Origin of the sequence: Arthrobacter psychrochitiniphilus (assembly GCF_003185915.1) — a bacterium.
GTDB lineage: Bacteria > Actinomycetota > Actinomycetes > Actinomycetales > Micrococcaceae > Specibacter > Specibacter psychrochitiniphilus.
On record NZ_QHLZ01000007.1, the window covers coordinates 43143 to 61261 of the forward strand.

General features: G+C 53.4%; 12 protein-coding genes. 9 read left to right on the forward strand and 3 right to left on the reverse strand.

Annotated elements, in window-relative coordinates; all coding sequences use genetic code 11:
- The first annotated feature begins 2 nt into the window (after positions 1-2).
- The 7 genes from CVS29_RS11880 (at position 3) to galE (ending at position 9779) form a co-directional block, all read left to right on the forward strand.
- Positions 3-353, forward strand: coding sequence for a DUF2304 domain-containing protein (locus CVS29_RS11880; protein ID WP_110106556.1), 351 nt, complete (start codon positions 3-5; stop codon positions 351-353).
- Between the two features lie 188 nt (positions 354-541).
- Positions 542-1954 carry a lipopolysaccharide biosynthesis protein gene (locus CVS29_RS11885; protein WP_170120966.1) on the forward strand — a complete coding sequence of 471 codons (1413 nt, stop codon included), beginning with the start codon at positions 542-544 and terminating at the stop codon, positions 1952-1954.
- Positions 1955-2013: 59 nt separating this feature from the next.
- On the forward strand, positions 2014-3183 hold the full coding sequence (locus CVS29_RS11890) for a glycosyltransferase family protein (protein WP_110106558.1): 1170 nt from the start codon (positions 2014-2016) through the stop codon (positions 3181-3183).
- A gap of 86 nt (positions 3184-3269) precedes the next feature.
- The gene (locus CVS29_RS11895; RefSeq protein WP_110106559.1) at positions 3270-4328 is read left to right on the forward strand and encodes a glycosyltransferase; all 1059 of its coding nucleotides are present in this window, start codon (positions 3270-3272) and stop codon (positions 4326-4328) included.
- Positions 4325-5449 carry a glycosyltransferase family A protein gene (locus tag CVS29_RS11900; RefSeq protein ID WP_110106560.1) on the forward strand — a complete coding sequence of 375 codons (1125 nt, stop codon included), beginning with the start codon at positions 4325-4327 and terminating at the stop codon, positions 5447-5449. Before CVS29_RS11895 ends, CVS29_RS11900 begins: the two co-directional genes overlap by 4 nt.
- 388 nt (positions 5450-5837) lie before the next feature.
- Positions 5838-8645: a GH25 family lysozyme gene (locus tag CVS29_RS11905; protein WP_110106561.1), complete on the forward strand. Its 2808-nt coding sequence runs from the start codon at positions 5838-5840 to the stop codon at positions 8643-8645.
- A gap of 117 nt (positions 8646-8762) precedes the next feature.
- On the forward strand, positions 8763-9779 hold the full coding sequence (gene galE / locus CVS29_RS11910; protein WP_110106562.1) for a UDP-glucose 4-epimerase GalE: 1017 nt from the start codon (positions 8763-8765) through the stop codon (positions 9777-9779).
- Between the two features lie 52 nt (positions 9780-9831).
- Here the strand turns inward: galE and CVS29_RS11915 are convergent, their stop codons facing one another.
- On the reverse strand, positions 9832-11835 hold the full coding sequence (locus tag CVS29_RS11915) for a DUF6541 family protein (protein ID WP_110106563.1): 2004 nt from the start codon (positions 11833-11835) through the stop codon (positions 9832-9834).
- 848 nt (positions 11836-12683) lie between these two features.
- On the opposite strand from CVS29_RS11915, the gene CVS29_RS11920 reads away from it, so the two are divergent.
- Both CVS29_RS11920 and CVS29_RS11925 read left to right on the forward strand, forming a co-directional pair.
- Entirely contained in the window at positions 12684-13829 is a 1146-nt protein-coding gene (locus CVS29_RS11920) for a D-alanyl-D-alanine carboxypeptidase family protein (RefSeq protein WP_110106564.1), read from the forward strand.
- 233 nt (positions 13830-14062) lie between these two features.
- On the forward strand, positions 14063-16168 hold the full coding sequence (locus CVS29_RS11925) for an acyltransferase family protein (RefSeq protein WP_110106565.1): 2106 nt from the start codon (positions 14063-14065) through the stop codon (positions 16166-16168).
- Here CVS29_RS11925 and CVS29_RS18240 read toward each other — a convergent pair.
- Both CVS29_RS18240 and CVS29_RS18245 read right to left on the reverse strand, forming a co-directional pair.
- Positions 16161-16415, reverse strand: a complete 255-nt coding sequence (locus tag CVS29_RS18240) for a hypothetical protein (RefSeq protein WP_146213043.1) — start codon at positions 16413-16415, stop codon at positions 16161-16163. The genes CVS29_RS11925 and CVS29_RS18240 overlap by 8 nt on opposite strands.
- 68 nt (positions 16416-16483) lie before the next feature.
- Entirely contained in the window at positions 16484-18034 is a 1551-nt protein-coding gene (locus CVS29_RS18245; RefSeq protein WP_245932226.1) for an LGFP repeat-containing protein, read from the reverse strand.
- Between the last annotated feature and the right edge of the window lie 85 nt (positions 18035-18119).

Below are 18119 nucleotides of genomic sequence, written 5' to 3' on the forward strand. Positions count from 1 at the left end.
AAGTGCAGATAATTGTTCAGATAGTTCTCATCCTTGCCGTAGTTTTGGTGTCCCTCGCTCTAATGCGCGGAGGATCCAATGCCAGGCATCTTGCGATACGTCGCATCCTGTTAGTGCTGTTCGCACTGGTTGCTGCTTTTTCGGTCTTCTTCCCAAGCATTCTGACGAGTGTGGCCAATGTCTTCGGCATTGGTCGAGGAACAGACCTAGTGCTCTATGCTCTCATCGTGACTTTCCTAGTCTTTATGGCCACCACTTACCAGCGCTTTCGTGGGTTGGAGACATCGTTGACTTTACTGTCGCGCCGAATTGCCCTCGATGAAGCCGTTCGGCCATGGGACGAGCAGAACTAAGCTCGCAAGACGCTACTTGCAGTGCTACACCACTTAGGTGAAGCACTGTGTGCAACACTTTCACCGACGCTGGTGGAACGTAAATTTTGAAGCCTTTCTGGTATTTAAATTGCCTAGAAAGGCTATTTAAGGACGGCCAACTGCCAATGGTAAAGCTCGTACGACGCACAGACGTTAGAAAAACGAGTGTGGATGGACTTTCCAAAAAGTGGGGATTTGCCCTTATGGGAACCCTCTCTCAAGGTTTGGTTAGATTCCTCTACAACATCCTGCTGGGACGGGTACTGGGGCCAGTTGCTCTCGGTACTGTGAACTCCGCCATGTCGGTGGCTTTGCTACTGAGCCTGCTCTGGCCGACCTCTGCCGGTCAGGCTGCCACTCGCTATGTTGCACAAAAGCGTGGGCAAGGCAATATGGATCAGGCTCAAGCCGTGGCAAATTACTTGGGCCGCAGAATGCTCGGAAGCGCCATCTTATTGGCAATGGCGACAGTGGGTGTTTGCCTGACCGTGCTCCATACGGAATTGGGAACCGCACTAAGCGCTGGGTTCCTCCTACTTGGCTATGCCGCCTGGTCTTTCACTCGAGGGGTTCAATACGGCGCAGGACAGATCGCGCATGCGGCAACGTGGGACGTGTTCAGCTCCATCGCCTCCATTATCATGCTTGTCCTTGTGCTGGGTTTTCAGTGGCACGCCATATTACTCATTCCGCTCGCTTTGTCCTACGGCGTTTATGGCATTGTTTGCTGGCCCAAAAAGGGCGCAGCAGAGTTGGACAAACCGTTTGTGAAGGAGATGAACAAGTTTGTCTTGTATGGGGTGCTGGGAACAGTATCGAGTACCGGTCTGCTCCAGCTTTCGATGATTGCAGCCAAGATTGTTGGTACCCCGCACGATGCCGGGCTCTATGCGGCGGCCCTTAGCCTGGCAACACCGGCAACCATGATGGCTCGAACTCTCAGCCAAGTCCTTTTCCCGACATTGGCAGAAGCTGGCGGCCGTGAAGATGATTCTTCCCTACGCCGACAAACAGACCTCGTTACTAGGGGCTTGGTCGTTACAATGATTCCTGTTTTTGGCGCCTTGGCTCTCGCTAGCCCGTTGCTCCTGAGAGTTCTGTATGGTGAGAAGTTTGCGGACGCTGGTCAGCTACTGCCTGTTCTCCTTATTGCGGTGATGTTCACTACGCTTCCGGTGGGAGGCGTGAACCGGCTAAACGCCAAGGGCATAGCCGGTGCCCGGTTTGTCTCTGTCGTGGCAGCTATGGGATTGTTGCTGTCGGTCCTGTTGTGGCTGCTGCTTGCACCTTCAATGGGCCTGATGGCTATTGCCGTGGGCTATCTGACCACAACTGTCTGTACTTCAGTTCTGCCAATCGCAAAAAGTTGGGCACTTGACAAACAGAAGTGGGCCGGATTATTCCTGCGTATGGCGGCCGGAGTCGGCATCGTGACAGTTGGACTGGCTTATACTTGGGTGACTAATCCGGACCTTTGGGTTGGTCTGGCCATTGCCGTCATCTTCGTCGGATTGTGGATCTGGATTTCTCACGGAGATATCCAAAAGTTAAGGTCGAGCCGCGCAACGGCGAAGGTCTAAGGCGGATTGCGCCGAACCCAATTAGTTGGGATATCAATGGAATGGACTGAAGGACTTCAATGAAACCCAAAATTCTGTGCATATCGTTTTCGGATATCAATGCGGATTCCAGGGTGTTGCGACAACTAAAAATACTGGCTGAATTTGGCGATGTCACGACTCTTTCCTATGGTTCGAGACCAACTGAAGCGGCCTACCATTTAGAGATCGACTCTTCGCTGCCCTCGCTCCCGCAGACAATCTCCGGCGTCGCGAACCTCGCCCTGCACAGATTTGAATCCGTCATGTTCCAGGCTCCCGCTGTACGCCAGGCTTTGATGCTCGCCGGTACTGATACTTACGATCTGATCGTCGCGAATGAGGCCAGAGCTCTGCCGCTGGCGCATCGATTGGCAGAGCTTACGAGCCCAGCTACACCCGTCTGGGGAGACATGCATGAATGGGCGCCGGAAGAGCGTACACATGTGCTTTCGTGGCGAATTTTAGTCAAACCGTTCATGACTTACGTGTGTGAGAAGTACCTGACCAAGTCCTACGCAGTGACCGCAGTCAATGGCTCCATTGGTAGCCTCTATGACGAGAAATTTGGTTGCACTTCCGAGATCGTCCGAAACGCTGCTCGGTTCCAAGACCTGAGTCCGAGCGAAATGGTGCCGGACACCATCCGTCTGGTTCACAGCGGTGCCGCAATTCCCGGTAGAAATCTTGAGGGCATGATTGAAGCAGCACTTATGTTGGGGCCCGGGTATACCTTGGATCTTTATCTAGTTAAGGGGCGTGACGGGGGGAAATATTGGGAATTCCTGAAGGGCAAGGCAGCCGGTTCACCCAAGATCGTCTTCCACGATGCTGTTGCTCCAGCTGATCTTGCCGCGACATTGAATCAATATGATATCGGAATTTTCAGTCTTCCCCCTAAAACCACAAATCACAGGTTAATGTTGCCTAATAAGTTCTTTGACTTTGTACAGGCCCGCCTTGCAATTGTTTTCAGCCCTTCCCCGGAGACAAGTTCATTGATCCAAGCGCACAATCTAGGTGCTGTTACAGAAAACTTTTCTCCGGAGTCACTGGCGGCCTCCGTGAGTTCTCTCTCTCGGGAAGACATTCGCTTTTACAAAGAAAATTCACACCGGGCTGCACAAGCCTTGAGCTCTGAGCAAGACGAAAACACTGAACGCGGCATCCTGAAACGTTGCTTCGGGATCCAACCCACCAACCAGAACTGAAAGGGGCGGTTGGTGTGAGGGTTGCCCTGACTAAGAGTTCATTGTTAATTCCTCCGACGTATTTTGCGGTTGCACACGCTCAGAAAATGACTGGTGACTTCGATTTTCGATTTTTCACTATGGCGGCGGAGATCCGTGATTCCGGGATTTCTGTTCCGATTGAGGATTTTGTCCCATTCCGAGATAAGCCCTTTGCTAGCAGGGAACGCTTTCTTCCGCTGGTCATGCCCGCCATGGCGCATTCTATCAAGCGCTTTGACCCAGCTGTGATTCACCAGCATTTCGCCACATGGGCTTGGCCCGCCATTCGAGCGGCGAAAGCGGAAAATATTCCACTGGTCACCACTCTTCATGGCTCTGATGTAGTCATGGCCGGTCGTCAAGCCACTACGGCCATGGCCAAGTGGCACCACCACAACATCAATCTTGCACAGAAGTACAGCAGCAAAATCTTGGCAGTAAGTGAGTATCTGGCAAATCAAGCGATCGGCAACGGATTTCCGAGTAAGAAGATTACTGTCCACTATCAGGGGATCGATACCGACGTATTCCGCCCACTGGACCAGTTGCGGGAGGGGCCGAACCATCGATCGTCGCGTCCAACTGTGCTCTTTGTGGGTGCGCTCAATGACCAAAAGGGTATTTTGCACTTGGCCCGAGCATCTGTGGAACTGTTTGGACTCTGTGAACATGAGCTAGTAGTGGTCGGTCGAGGTGTGCACCAGGAAGAACTTCGGCAGATGTCCCAGACCCATCCGCATATTAGAATGCTGGGACAATTGAGCCGTGACGAAGTCCTAGCACAACTGCAAAGCGCCACCCTATTGGTAGCGCCAAGCCGGTTTCATAACGGAGCAAGGGAAGCAGCGGGACTGGTGCTTTTGGAAGCTCAAGCAAGCGGGACACCAGTTGTGGCTTACCGCAGCGGCGGGACTCCTGAAATGGTAGGCCCCAACAGCGGTCGCTTAGTTACCGAAGATGACGTGGGAGGATTAGGTAACGCCATCCGCAGCGTCTTGGAACTCGATAGTGCCTCCTATGCGGCCATGAAGCATGCAGCACGCGAATATGTACTTTCTCAGCGCAGCTTGAAGCAAAGCGTGGAAGAATTGACAGAGCACTACTTGGAAATTGGTAAGTCATGACCGAACCAGTTGTTCCAGCCGACCCCGCGGAAATAAGCGGAACACAGAATCCAGACATTGACGTGGTTATTGCTGTTCACACAACTACACGACCGCTATCACGGGCTATTGCTTCATGTCTGAACGGTTCGCAAGGTCTCAGGATTCGGATTACTGTTGTCTGCCACAATATCTCTGCCGAAGAGATAAATAGAAGCGCTGATACACAGCACGACAATATTTTGCGGTATTTGGAACTTCATGATGGAAAAAATTCTCCCGCAGGACCTAAGAATGCAGGACTCAATAGCACGACGGCACCATTTGTCTGTGTCCTAGACTCCGATGACTTTCTTGAGCCGGGGGCATTGGCCAACTGGTATCAGCTGCTTAACGAGAAGAACGCTGATGCTGTCATTGCGCCGGTCCGGCACGAATCAGGCCCGATCATCAAGACTCCCAGAGTTCGCTTAGGTCGGACAGAGAACTTAGATCCGGTCAAGGATCGGTTGCCTTATGCGACAGCCGTGAGGGGACTGTGGCGCACGAACCTGGGGCGGTTTGGCGAGTTCCGCTATGTTGAAGGGTTACGCACAGCTGAAGATCTGGCTCCAGGGCTTCAACTGTACTTCTCGGGTGGACGGTTCCTCTTCCCGGCAAAGGGTCCTGCATATGTACTTGGAAATGAATCTGACGACAGGGTTACTAGTGATTTATTGCCGTTGGCGGAGGAGTTCTTGGCAATTTTTCGGTTGCCTGATGAATGGCTGAAGGAACTTTCCCCTGCTGCGCGTAAGGGGATCGCAGTCAAACTAGCCCGGACAAGTTTGGTTAGTGCCCTCAAGCGCAGAGGTTCTGGGGCGGATTGGGGGATTGATGAGAGAAGCGCCGTGCAGCAGTTGGTCGAATTCCTCACAGAGCTGGCACCGGAATTCCGGAAGCCACTTTCAGCTGCTGAAGATAATCTGATACTGGGGAGTTTGGTGGCTGCCAGAGAGCCTGACACATTCCTATCTGCCATTCAAGCTTTCGAGAACGCCAACGTGATCTTACGTACTTTAGGAAAACATCCGTTGGGTAATTTGGATCCCGACAGTGCGTTTAGGCAAATAATTCGTGCGGCCCTTGACCGTCGACAGTAGCCCGGAATCATCTCTTTTTGTCGTCAGGAGGGATAGGCTCCTTCCCCAATTTTGGGGACTCTTGTTCACACTGCGGCATTCTATGGCCCACCCGTGCAGATGGACTTCCAAGGTACACGGTTCGAAGTCACCCAGTATGACGGTGTGCCACACAATATTTCAGAACCAACGGTGTCATGGATCCATCACACAACTTAGTTTGTGCGCTATTTCCAGAATCCGAGTATACCCTCGTCTGTCCCGGCTGGCACGAATTCGGGTAGGGCGTTTAGGTTTACTGCAGTAGGCCCGCTATCTGGACACTGGAAGGGTAGCCGTCGGGTTCGCTTTGTTGGATATTTATCGGCACCATTAAAAGAAATTATAATTACAAGTGAAGAGCCAAGGTATGGATGAGAATATGTTGATTCGAAAAAAGCGAACAAAGAGCCCTGGGACTAAACCGGCAATGCAGCTAGCCAAAGGGCTCATCATTTCTCTGGCCCTGATTTCTGGATCTATAGTTCCTGCGATAGCAGGCCCCACCGAGCCGCCGGTCACAGCAAATACAGCGGCAAATCTGAATCACGCAACAGCGCTTACTAGCGCCGAACAAAGCCTTGATTCTGCAGCGGTGCCATCCGCTGAGCCGGCCCTTAAAACGTCGGCAGCTTCATCGGCGGAGCCAGTGGAAAAGACACAGCTTGATGACGTAGAAATAAGTGCATACATGAAGGCCGCTAAGGATGAGGTGACTCCAACATTTCAGGCCAGCATAGAGGAGCAACGAGGAGTTGCTGGTGCGCGCATGGGACAAGGGCTAGCATACGGTGACTCTTCTTCGCAGCCGGGCCAAGGAACTATAAAAAGCGGCGTTGCGGCCCCGTTCGCGGCGACGAGCTGGATACCAGCAGGCGTGCTCGGCGTCGATGTTAGTGGGCACCAACCCAATGTGGATTGGGCGCAACAGAGCCGCCTCGGAGCAAAATTTGCGTATGTAAAAGCTACCGAGGGAATTGACTTCAAGAGTCAAAAATTCTCATCTCAATACTCCGGCGCGTACAGTGCTGGCTTAATTCGAGGGGCCTACCATTTCGCTCTTCCAAATGAGTCCAGTGGTGCAGTTCAGGCAGAATTTTTTGTCAAAAATGGAGGCGGGTGGTCATCCGATGGAATGACTCTTCCGCCCTTGCTAGATATCGAATATAATCCGTACTCCAGCTACGGGAACAGCTGCTTTAATATGAGCGCAAGTCAGATGGTCACATGGATCAAAGACTTCTCGAATCGCATACTGGCGCTAACCAAACGACTTCCAATGATATATACAACAAGTGACTGGTGGCGTACCTGCACTGGTAACAGCGCAGCGTTCCCCAATCACCCGCTTCACATCGCGGCGTACCCTTTGGATCTAGCGAATGGATTCAAGCTGGGACCCGGTGGACTGCCAGCTTCCTGGAGTAACTATGACTTTTGGCAGTTTTCCGACTCTTGGAATCTGGCAGGTGATAGCAATGTGTGGCGTGGAACATACGCTGAGCTTCAGGCGTTTGCGGCTAAGAGCGACGTTTCAGTAACTCCGCCAGTTGCGAATGATTTTCTTCCTCAGTCCTTGGGGATTGGTGACTACAATTTTGATGGGGCTAACGATCTCTTACAGTCTAGGGAAGACGGTACTCTGTGGTTCTATCCGGGCAAAGGAAATGGAACATTTGGTACGGCTATTAGAATCGGAACCGGGTTCGGGGTCTACACAAAACTCACAGCTTTAGGGGATTTCAACAGAGATGGACGACCTGACTTCGCTGGGCTGCGGAAGGACGGTAGTTGGTGGTTCTATGCAGGAACTGGAGTGGTGAATTCAGCCAACACTGGGTATAAACCTGCTGTACGAACTACGGCAACTTTGACCGGCTTTACTTACGTAACTGGAATAGGCGACCTGACCGGCGACGGATTGGCTGACGTGGCCGCAATCAAGGCTGATGGTACGCTCTGGATTCTTCCGGGCACGGGTGTGGTCAGTGCCAAAAGCTCAGGGCTGGGTGCAGCTAAGAAGATAGGAAACAGCGGTTGGAATGCCTACTCATCGATCGTACGTGTTGGTGACGTTGACGAGAACGGAACGGATGATTTTGCCGCCGTTGGCAAAGACGGAACACTGTGGCTCTATCCAGGATCCGGGAAGGTCTCAACCACCAGTTCTGGCTATTTAGCCCGAGTAAGATGGGGCAAGTCCGGATGGAATAAATTTGCCGCCGTCATTGGAGCCGGTGACCTCAATGGTGACAGGCAGCCGGATCTAATTGGTAGGAACAAAGATTCATCGTACTCCTTCTATGCGGGTACCTTGGCTGGGAATGACGGGTATCGTCCAGCCAGAATAATTGGTAATTCAGGTTGGGATAAATTCAAGCAGGTTATCTCGGTTGGCGATTTCAACGGTGATAAGAATCCCGATCTGCTCGGGGTGCGCACCGATGGGCAACTATATTTCTATGGGGGAGACGGCGTCGGGGGTTACCGGCCAGCCATGGTGATAGGGTACGGCTGGAATATTTACTCTGGCATTTACGGCGTCGGCGACTACAACAAAGATGGTAGCGGAGATCTATTGGCCGTTCGCCCCGATGGAACGCTGTGGTTCTATGCCGGAACTGGGCGTATCGGTGGTTCGGACCAAGGGTACGCGCGAGCGCTGCAGGTGGGCCGAGCTGGGTGGAACGCTTTTACACAAGTCATTGGCCCAGGGGATATCTCTGGTGACAAGTTGGTCGACCTGGTGGGAATTAAGGCCGATGGCTCAGTATGGTTATATGCCGGAAACGGAAAAGTTAGTTCCAACTCCGAGGGATACTCGCCAGGAGTTAGAGCAAACCCGGAGACATTGAGGGACGCCCATACGGTTGCGTCTGCCTTTGACTTCAACGCAGATGGAAGCAACGACCTCTTGGCCACCAAAAATGATGGTTCGCTCTGGTTCTATCCAGGTTCTGGACGTCTTAGTGTGAAAGGCACTTTCAACACGGCCCGATTGATTGGCAAGTCGGGATGGAATGCCTATTCCTCCGTTGTTGGTGTTGGGGATAGCAACAATGACGGCTTGCCTGACATGATCGGGGTAAACAAGAACGGGACGCTTTGGTACTATTCCGGAACGTCGATGAGAGCTGACGGTATCAGTCCGGGAGTACAGAATGGATACATACGCTAGCTCCGTTCGCTGAGGATCAGGTGGTTGGACAGCTGGCGTGATGGGCAAGACTTTTCTATGTGGAGCTTCCCTCTGAAGAAATGACGCAGTAGATAGGAACCCATATAAAGTGGAACCATGAAGGTATTGGTTACCGGCGGCGCCGGCTATATAGGTTCACACACAGTCCTTTGCTTGATGGAAGCTGGGCACGACGTCGTCGTCCTGGACAATCTCGCAAACTCTTCTGCGGAATCCTTGCGCAGGGTTGAAGAGCTGACAGGCAAACACCCCAAGTTCGTTGAGCTGGACTTATTAGATGCAGAAGGGGTTAGCGCACTCTTCGCCAATGAAGCTTTTGACTCGGTCATCCATTTTGCTGGCCTCAAGGCAGTGGGTGAATCAGTGGCAGAGCCGCTGCGCTACTACCAGAACAATATTGTCGGCACCTTGAACCTCCTGGCATCTATGGACAAACACGGTGTGCGGACCATCGTCTTTAGCTCTTCGGCCACCGTGTACGGGGCTAGCGAAGAAGTTCCCCTGATTGAAAAGATGCCTTTGGACGCGACCAATCCCTATGGGCGTACTAAGGAACAGATCGAAGATATTTTGACCGATCTAGGCGCGGCCGACCCCACTTGGCGCGTTGCTCTCCTGCGATACTTCAACCCGGTGGGTGCGCATGAGTCGGGCAGGATTGGTGAAGACCCCCGGGGCATCCCTAACAACCTCCTGCCCTTTGTGGCACAGGTTGCCGTGGGACGCAGGGAAAAGGTCATGGTGTTTGGCAACGACTACCCAACACCTGACGGCACGGGTGTGCGCGACTACATCCATGTAATGGACTTGGCCGCGGGGCACCTAGCTGCTCTCGACTACCTTCCTTCGCGCCAAGGCGTATTCCGGTGGAACCTCGGAACCGGGAACGGGTCTTCAGTGCTGGAAGTCATCAAGGCGTTCGGAGATGCGGCAGGCAAGCCTGTGCCGTTTGAATTCGCACCCCGCCGCCCGGGAGACGCTGCAGTGAGTTATGCCGATCCATCGGCGGCCTTGGCCGATTTGGGTTGGTCCGCTCATCGCAGCCTTACCCAGATGTGTGAAGATCACTGGCGCTGGCAGTTCAACAATCCCCAGGGTTACGACGCCCAGTAAGGTCACTCAAATCGGGCAGGGAACACCTGGGCTACTGGTGATCCCTGCCCGGCTAACAACCAACTACTTCATACAATTTTGCATGATCCTGCTGGTCGATGAGCTTCAACGCGGGGGCGTTCTGTATCTCCACAAAACCGGGATATTTCTTAGCGGCCGGTACGTCAAGCATGTAGAAAGACCCAAAATCCAGCACAAAACGAATGTTTAGTTCATTTGCAAGTTTGCATGTCTCCGACCCGTGCGATGCTGTCGCAAGGTTTTGTGCCACGAGGAGAAGGTCTTTACTCGGACTCGGGTTGAGATGATACTGGGTGACTTTGCGTCCCGAAATGGCGTAGGCCAGAGAACCACCGTTGAAAGGATCCACAGCAATTACGGCGTTAGGGGGGACCTCACTGTCTAGCCGCGACATGAGGATGTATTCAGGGGAAGAGACAATCCAGCCAGGTTTGTATGACCATGACTGCGAAATTTTCTTCGTAATCATCTTCATGCCCTTTTGATTGGTTTGAAGTGTCAGCGGGACCATTACAGCAAGGCCCAAGACGAGGACTAATAATCCTGCGATGGACTGTAGTGCCGCGGAAGGCTTCTGGCTGAGACTAGCTGCCCGACCGCCGAACCGCAGGGCGAGCCGTTTGAGGAGCGAGCCCACACCAATGGCCAAACCGTCTGCGCCGACTGAGGCCAGCACGATAGTGAAAAGTGGCACGAGGGCGGCTAATCGGTATGGGTCTTGGTACCAACTGCCGGTGATTGTGTGACGGAAAGCCCCCATTGGTGCCCAAACTGCCGTGACATAGAGGCCGCCAGCGACGGCCATGCAGGCGATCATCCACCAACCTCGCCGTTTGATCAGGATAACCAACAGACCGACAGCCGCAAACATTGATGCCAACCAGGTAAAGTTTCGTCCTAGCAAACCACCTGTAGCGACATCTTTGACAGCCTCCCCCAAGCTTCTGGAGGGCTTCCAATCGTCATAGCCGAGAAGGAGTGCTTTCCAAATAATGACGAAAGTCACAAGTGCCGCAAGGCCCCAAGCTAGTGTGAGTAGTACATTTTGGGTGCGGTTTTCACTTCTAAGGGATTGAATGAGTGTCCGTATCCACAGCCCTAGAACCATGGGTACGGAAAATGCGAGCATGGCACTGAAGCCGTTTGGCTGGGTCAGGAACATGGCAGCCACGGAAACCGCGAAGAGGGTCACCACTGTAAACGGATCGGCCATTCGTTCACGAGTCAACCCAAATGCGGAGGCCAAGAGTAACACCGCAATGGGAAGAATGCTGTAGGCAAGCGTGTTGGGGAACAGCGGGCCCCATTGAATGATTTGGAAGGGAAAGACCCAAAAGCTTGTAGATAAAATACCGGCAACTACTGTGGCAATAATTTTTGGGCCGATTACTCCCCGCACCAATGCAATGCAGGCAAAAGGCCAAACGAGTGCGGTGACGGCTATGGTTACTGCGTTTTCCGCTACGAAAACGTTTACAGATGCTAGCTGTGCGACCAAAGCTGAAAGAGAATGCCAAACGGAAGGGTAAATAGAGATGCCCGAACGGCCAGTGGACATATTTCCCAACGTCAGCGACGATGCATTGCCTGTTTCGATGATGTACCGGATGGCGTTGAGATGGAAGATGTTGTCATAAACTTGGGCGAACGAGTCGGGTGTTCCCATCGCGGGAAGAAGCTTCTTTGCCACCATAGGGGCCGAGGTGCCCAATACCAGAAGAACTGTTGCCCAGCTGAGGACTGGCCCACCTGATGATCTCGCAACGGGGAGGAGCTTGTCTCTGAACAGCAGGCGCAAAAACCAGCCAGCAGCAGTGCAGGCAATCGTCACACCAGCAACGAGCCAGATTGACCACGAGATGTGTGTAACACCGCCAATGATGCCGGAGACACCTATGACCCCACACGATGCCAGCGGGGCCATAGCTGTACTAAAGAAACCTCTGGCTCCAAGCCCGCGGGCGAGGACGAAGCCTGGAACGAAAAATAGTGTAGCGGCAATGCAAATAGCCGGCAGCGCTTGCCACCACGTCATATATGGATTCCATTCATCGAGAAGTCTCAGCCAATTCTAACAACTCGGTTCGCCGCTATTTGTACAGTTCGCTGAACGCCACATCCATGAGCTCTGCGGCACGCAGGTCCAGACGGCGGGACTCGTCAAGATCCTGGTTAAGTGTCTCCACCACTCCGCGAAGGTCTCGCAGCTCGGTCTCTACCTGATCTAGCCTCTGCTGCAACGCTGTAATGGCTAATGGCTAATGGCTAATGGCTACTGGCTGATGCGCCATTGTGCGCAGGTTTTCAGCGCATGCCGGGCTGAGCGTTTCAACAATTTTTAGAACCATGTACTTGGGTCCTGTCAAGATACTCATTGCTGGCTGACCTTTCGAATGATGTAGCTGAGGGATGAGCCGGCTGAGCCCGGTTCAGTAATGAAGTTGGATTTAACGATTTTTAGGTTGTAAAACGCCAACCGGCTACTGAACTCCCAAGGGTCAACTAAAGCTTGGGCAGACCCGTCTGACGGTTGGCCATAGTTGATAAGGGTAGGCCCCCGTTGTTGGTGAGTGGTCCCGCTGGATCGTGGACAGGCCGATTGGCGCTTCGTAGGCACTGGACCAGGTACTCCATGTCTTGATTCACCACTTCGTGTACCCACGACCTCTTGACAGGCACTGGCGGTCGAGAACTTTTGCCGTTCGGTAAAGGTTCCCCGAAGACTGCGGACGAAGAGTCGATATCCTCACTCCACGATTTAGCGAGGTTGTGCACCAACTATGTGGACTGTGACTGCCAAATAGGGCCTTCAATTGCTTGCCTGTGAAGCAGAACTAACCTAGTGTCTCGAATACCATCATTCAACGGAAGGCGCACTGCCCGATGCAGACCAAGCGATTGATATCACTGTTGATCGCGGCTGTTGCCGTGGTGGGAATGACCATGGGCGGGTCCGTTGCGGCTGTTGCACAAACGCCGGACAATGGTGCCATCGCGACAAAGCACGCTTCAGGCGGCAATGCTGTTCGACTAGGGAATGCAAAGACACCACTGCGCTGCTCGTTGCCTCAAGGCGGCTGCTATCGCGATTATCGAAATGGCAGTATTTACTGGTCTCCGGCCTCAGGCGCCCATATTGTTCTCGGCGCCATCTCTGCGCGCTGGGCAACATTCAACTGGGAACGCGGACTCCTTGGGTACCCCATCAGCGACGAAAACTGCACACTCATCTCCCGTGGGTGCGTTCAGCAATACCAGGGTGGCAACATTTACTGGCAATCCTCTGTCGGTGCCCACACCGTTCGTGGCGGCATCGGCTCAAAATGGGGCCAAATGGGATTTGAACGCAGCCCACTCGGTTATCCGGTAGGTGAGGAGAATTGCGCGGGGAGACCAGTGAGCTGCCTCCAACTCTTTCTAGGAGGAACCATCACGTGGAAGGCAGGTAGCGCCGTCAGCGTCAATCCAAATGCTGGCAGTATCGGCATAGTTGTCAACAAGCGCCGTCCCAATGCTCCTATCAATCGCATACCTCCGGATCTCGTCTGGTCTGGATCTCAACTCATGCGCCGAGAAGCCGCCACCCAAATGTCACAGCTCATCTCCGGCGCATCGGCGATAGGAGTTCCTGTGACTTTGGTCAGTGGTTTCCGGTCCTATGACACTCAAGCAGGCCTTTACAACAATTACGTGTGGCAGTACGGGCAAGCGGTGGCGGATACTATCTCCGCACGCCCAGGGTATAGCGAACACCAAACAGGTTTGGTCATGGACATTGGAACACCCAATGGAACCTGTGCATTGCAGGCTTGCTTCGTCATCACTCCAGCCGGACAATTTGCTGCTGCCAATGCTTGGCGCTACGGCTTCATTGTGCGCTACCCTCAAGGATACGACTCCATCACGGGATACAGCTACGAGCCGTGGCACCTTCGCTACATCGGTGTTCGGGCCGCCACTGACATGCGCAATCGCGGCTTCAAGACACTCGAGCAATACTTCGGACTGTCCTCGGCGCCCAAGTATTGAGACGTTGCCAGACGGTAGCCACCTGTGGTTTTGCCGCTGATCAGACGGACAGAGCCCGGAACCTATACCAATCTCGAATCAGCGCCTAACTCTATGGTTGGCGACAGCCCCCAGCGGTAGTGGCCACGTCTCGATTTTCGGTTTGGAGCAAGAGGGTAAACTTACACGGGGGAAAATTTGAGGTGCGCAGTAGATGCACTGCTTGACCCCAACCATTTAGAGGTAAGAAATACATGTCGCTGATCGCCGAGGAGGCACCGAAAGTACGGGGCCGCCGCAGTGCCGCGTCTGATCCGAATTCCCAGCAGAACGGCGGAGACCGGAAATTCCTGCCGGAAGTGCAGGGGCTCCGCGCAGTTGCTGTACTGATGGTGGTGGCGTATCACGTTTGGTTCGGCCGGATCTCTGGCGGTGTGGATGTCTTTCTCCTCATTTCATCGTTCCTTTTGACGGGGCAGTTCACACGCAGGCTTGAAAGTGGCAAAGCGCTAGAGCTGTTCAAATACTGGGCCCACTTGTTCAAGCGGCTCTTGCCTCTCATTGCGCTTACCTTGTTGCTGACTCTGCTAGGTGTCTATGTACTCCTACCGGAAACTGTCTGGTCCAGCATGTTCGGACAGACCTGGGCATCCCTTATCTACTATCAGAACTGGTTCCTAGCCTCGGAAGCCGTTGACTACTACGCCACCGACCACAGCGCGGCAAGCCCGCTTCAGCATTTCTGGTCTCTGTCCATTCAGGGACAGATCTTCATCTTATGGCCCTTGGTGTTCGCGACGGCGGCAATCATCTCCCGCGCTGGAAGACTCCGAATTCGGGCCTTGCTGATCTATATATTTGGCGCAATTTTCACCATCTCGTTGCTGTTTTCCATGATCACGACATATACCAATCAGGCTTTTGCCTACTTTGACACGCGGACAAGACTTTGGGAGTTTGCTCTAGGGTCACTACTTGCGCTGATCCTGCCCTACCTATCCTTCAAACGATCCACCCGAATATTTCTGGGCTGGGTAGGCATTGTGGCCATTCTGTCCTGCGGATTCATCTTGCAAGTGGGCCAGAAATTCCCCGGCTATATGGCGCTCTGGCCTACATTGGCCGCTGCACTTATCATCGTGGCTGGCTTTACTAACAGCAAACTTGGGGTGGACAGGTTCCTGAGTTGGAAGCCGCTAGTTAGGCTGGGTGACAGTTCGTACGCCCTGTATCTTTTTCACTGGCCGCTCTTGGTGTTCTTCCTCGTCTTCACGGGCCGTGAACAAGCCGGACTCAAGGCTGGCGCCGTCATCATCCTTGTTTCAATTCTGGCTGCGATCATCGCCACAAAGCTTGTGGACACACCTATCCGGCGTAGCAAATGGATCGAGAAGAAACGACGCCGCGCGGTCCTGACCATAGCGATTTGTATTGCGTTAGTTGCTGCTCCGCTGGGTGCATGGCAAGGAAAGCTGAAAATTCAGGAATTACTTCAAGCGGCACAGTCCAAAGCCGATCAAGCAGAAGTTGTCCGAAACTATCCTGGCGCGCTTTCACTTCAGGACGGGTTTGTGGATACCGCTGATCCAGCTTTGCCAATGACGCCTCCGTTGACTGCACTAAATAAACAGTGGGTGAACCTAGGAAATGAATGTACGGAGAAATTCCTTCCAATTGAGCAGATTTTGGCCGATAAATGCGGCCAAACCGCACCTGTGAAGACGCCAAGAAAGACCATCGTGATTATCGGTGATTCGCATGCGGAGCAAATTGCTGGGGCACTCATGCCTGTGGCTAAGAGCAATGATTGGCAGCTAGTTTCTCTGCTTTTAGGCGGGTGTGACTTTGGAAGCGAGTCCGCCCCATCTGGCAGGAACGAGACATGCCAAGCGTTCAATAATGCCGCAATGAATTACGTGCTAAAGCTGAAGCCGGATGCTGTTTTTACGATTTCTACGGACGCCGTCCCGGATTCACCGGACGAGAGTCTCATTCCAGGGTATGAGGCAGCGGTACAGAGGTTTGCGGGCGCAGGTATTGACGTCATTGGTGTCCGAGACAATCCCCGTTTTAGCGACAGCAAGTCAGCCTGTGTGGCAAAATCAGGTCCTGACGCCTGCGCCTTCAAGCAGGCCGATCATCTGGCAGCAACGGACCCGGCAGCATCGCTGAATAGCATCAACGGCGCGCACATGATTGATCTCACTGATCAGTACTGCAAGGACGGGAACTGCCCTGCAGTTCTAGGTAACGTCCTTGTTTATCTTGATGACAACCACCTCACGTGGGACTTTGCCCGCACCATGGCGCCAGCCCTTGGGGAACGCATTGCCGCCTCAACGGGGTGGGACGTCAGGTAGCTCTTTCGTTGTATAAGGTCTTGATCTGCTGATGCAAGGCATGGAGGTCCGCGCCTTGGTTGAGGCAGTGGTCAACAACTCTGTCAACAACTCTGTCAACAACTATGGCGAACGCTCCATGCTCGGTGCGGTGCTGGCCCTCGCTCAAGCCGACGATGCCAAGCTGACGGTGTGCAACGCCGTCGCCGGTTTCGGTGCGCTGCAACCACTCCTTGAAGATCCAGATGAAGTCATGCATATTGTGCAAGCCGGAGGTCTCGGACGATTGGACACGACTTGGTTGGTTTCTCCGCCAGGAACGTTACTGGGAGAGGATCACCAGGGGCGCGCGCCGGGTGCTGCCCAGGAAACCACTCCATGCTGAAACTGTTGTTCGCAGTAACCGTTGGCGCAGACTTCATTCCAAATTGGGTAGCCCATTCGTCCATTGACTCCGCCTAGCTGGTTCCAGCGCGACTGTATGCCATTCTTGACGAAAACGGCTGTGCGAGTGTTTGGTGACCAGTAGTAACGACCGGTTTGGAATTGCTGATAACAACCTTTCTGGGCGAGTCCACAGATCTCATCACCCAAAGGGTAGCCCTCCGGGCCCAACCATCCAGCGAAGGCACCGGTGTGCGCTGCACCTATGGCTCCACGCGTTATGCGAGCACCCGAGGCTGCCGACCAAATAATGGTCCCTCCTTGAAACCCTTGCTTGCAGCCTCCGCGAGGAATCCCACACTGCTCCTCGGCAGTTGGATAGCCCAGGTAGCTATTCTGGGCGCCGACGCTTGTGTACCGTGACCCGATGGCTCCTCGAAGAGTCTTTGCTCCGGTTTTGGTAGACCAAGCTATTTGCCCGTTCTGGAAGTTCTGAACACAACCTTTATCGCGCAAATTACACTTTTCATCACTCAGTGGAAGGCCAAGAGTGCCCACCATGAATCCTGAATTCCAGTACATCGACCTGATGCCACCCCGGACTATTGTGGCGCCAGTCCTCTTTGACCAGATGATCTGCCCGCCCTGAAAAGACTGAAGACATGAAGGCGTTGAACCAAAACATTCTTCTTGATCAATGGGATAACCGAGAATGCCGTTTTGAGCAGCGGTGCTTACCCACTTGGACTTGATGCCACCTTTGATCAATGAGGCAGCTGATGTGGAGCTGGAGAAGATCGTCCCGGTGTCGAAGCTTTGGCTGCATCCCTTGTCCTTCAGGCCGCATGAAGCCTGGCCAATAGGGTAGCCAACAACGGAGATTCCACCGAGCCAGTTAAACCTGTAGCCGATATCTGTTCCAAGTGCGATTGGGATAATGCCCTGCAGAGCTCGCCAAGTGCGAACCGTGATTCCCTTGCCGTCGAAGGAGTCGAACTCTTGGTATGAGCCTTCTGTGGTATTAATTTCATCAGTAACTGGCACGCCTATTCCTGATTTCAATCCCCCAACTTCAAACCATTGGGGTCCAACATGCCCTTGACTTCTGAGCGCAACCGTTACGGTATTGCCTCTGACAACGAAGATTGTGCCACCCTCAAATTCTTGGCGGCAGATTCCGTCCTGACAGTTGGCATCTGCGGAGGGTTCCCCCAACACGCTTAGGGCTCCACCCATTTTCTGCCACTTCTCGGTCATGAGCTTGGTGAGGACGGCGGGCACCGACATAGGTGCAGCTGGTGGAGTCGCTAGCTTTGTAATTGGAGATGGAATCAGTACGGACGTTGGCTCCGGAGTGATCGGTTCAGGAGAGGCTGGCTCGTGGTCTGGAGAAAAAGTGGGGATGGCTGGTAGAGCTGACTCAACTGCAACCGTTGGAGATGGCGTAGGTGAACTCTCGCTCTCCGCCGAAGCTGGTGAAACCACCCAGCCGGTCATGACCATGCTCAAGGCTGCGACCAGCGCGATAGTTCGTCGTTTCACGGATTCCCCCGGGTGGATTTTACAAAGGCTTCCCAAATATATGCTT

Coding starts and splice junctions, on each gene's coding strand:
- CVS29_RS11925 (WP_110106565.1), top strand. CDS start 14,063: ATGTCGCTGATCGCCGAGGAGGCACCGAAAGTACGGGGCCGCCGCAGT.
- CVS29_RS11900 (WP_110106560.1), top strand. CDS start 4,325: ATGACCGAACCAGTTGTTCCAGCCGACCCCGCGGAAATAAGCGGAACA.
- CVS29_RS11895 (WP_110106559.1), top strand. CDS start 3,270: ATGACTGGTGACTTCGATTTTCGATTTTTCACTATGGCGGCGGAGATC.
- CVS29_RS18245 (WP_245932226.1), bottom strand. CDS start 18,034: ATGGTCATGACCGGCTGGGTGGTTTCACCAGCTTCGGCGGAGAGCGAG.
- CVS29_RS11890 (WP_110106558.1), top strand. CDS start 2,014: ATGAAACCCAAAATTCTGTGCATATCGTTTTCGGATATCAATGCGGAT.
- CVS29_RS11905 (WP_110106561.1), top strand. CDS start 5,838: ATGGATGAGAATATGTTGATTCGAAAAAAGCGAACAAAGAGCCCTGGG.
- CVS29_RS11920 (WP_110106564.1), top strand. CDS start 12,684: ATGCAGACCAAGCGATTGATATCACTGTTGATCGCGGCTGTTGCCGTG.
- galE (WP_110106562.1), top strand. CDS start 8,763: ATGAAGGTATTGGTTACCGGCGGCGCCGGCTATATAGGTTCACACACA.
- CVS29_RS11915 (WP_110106563.1), bottom strand. CDS start 11,835: ATGACGTGGTGGCAAGCGCTGCCGGCTATTTGCATTGCCGCTACACTA.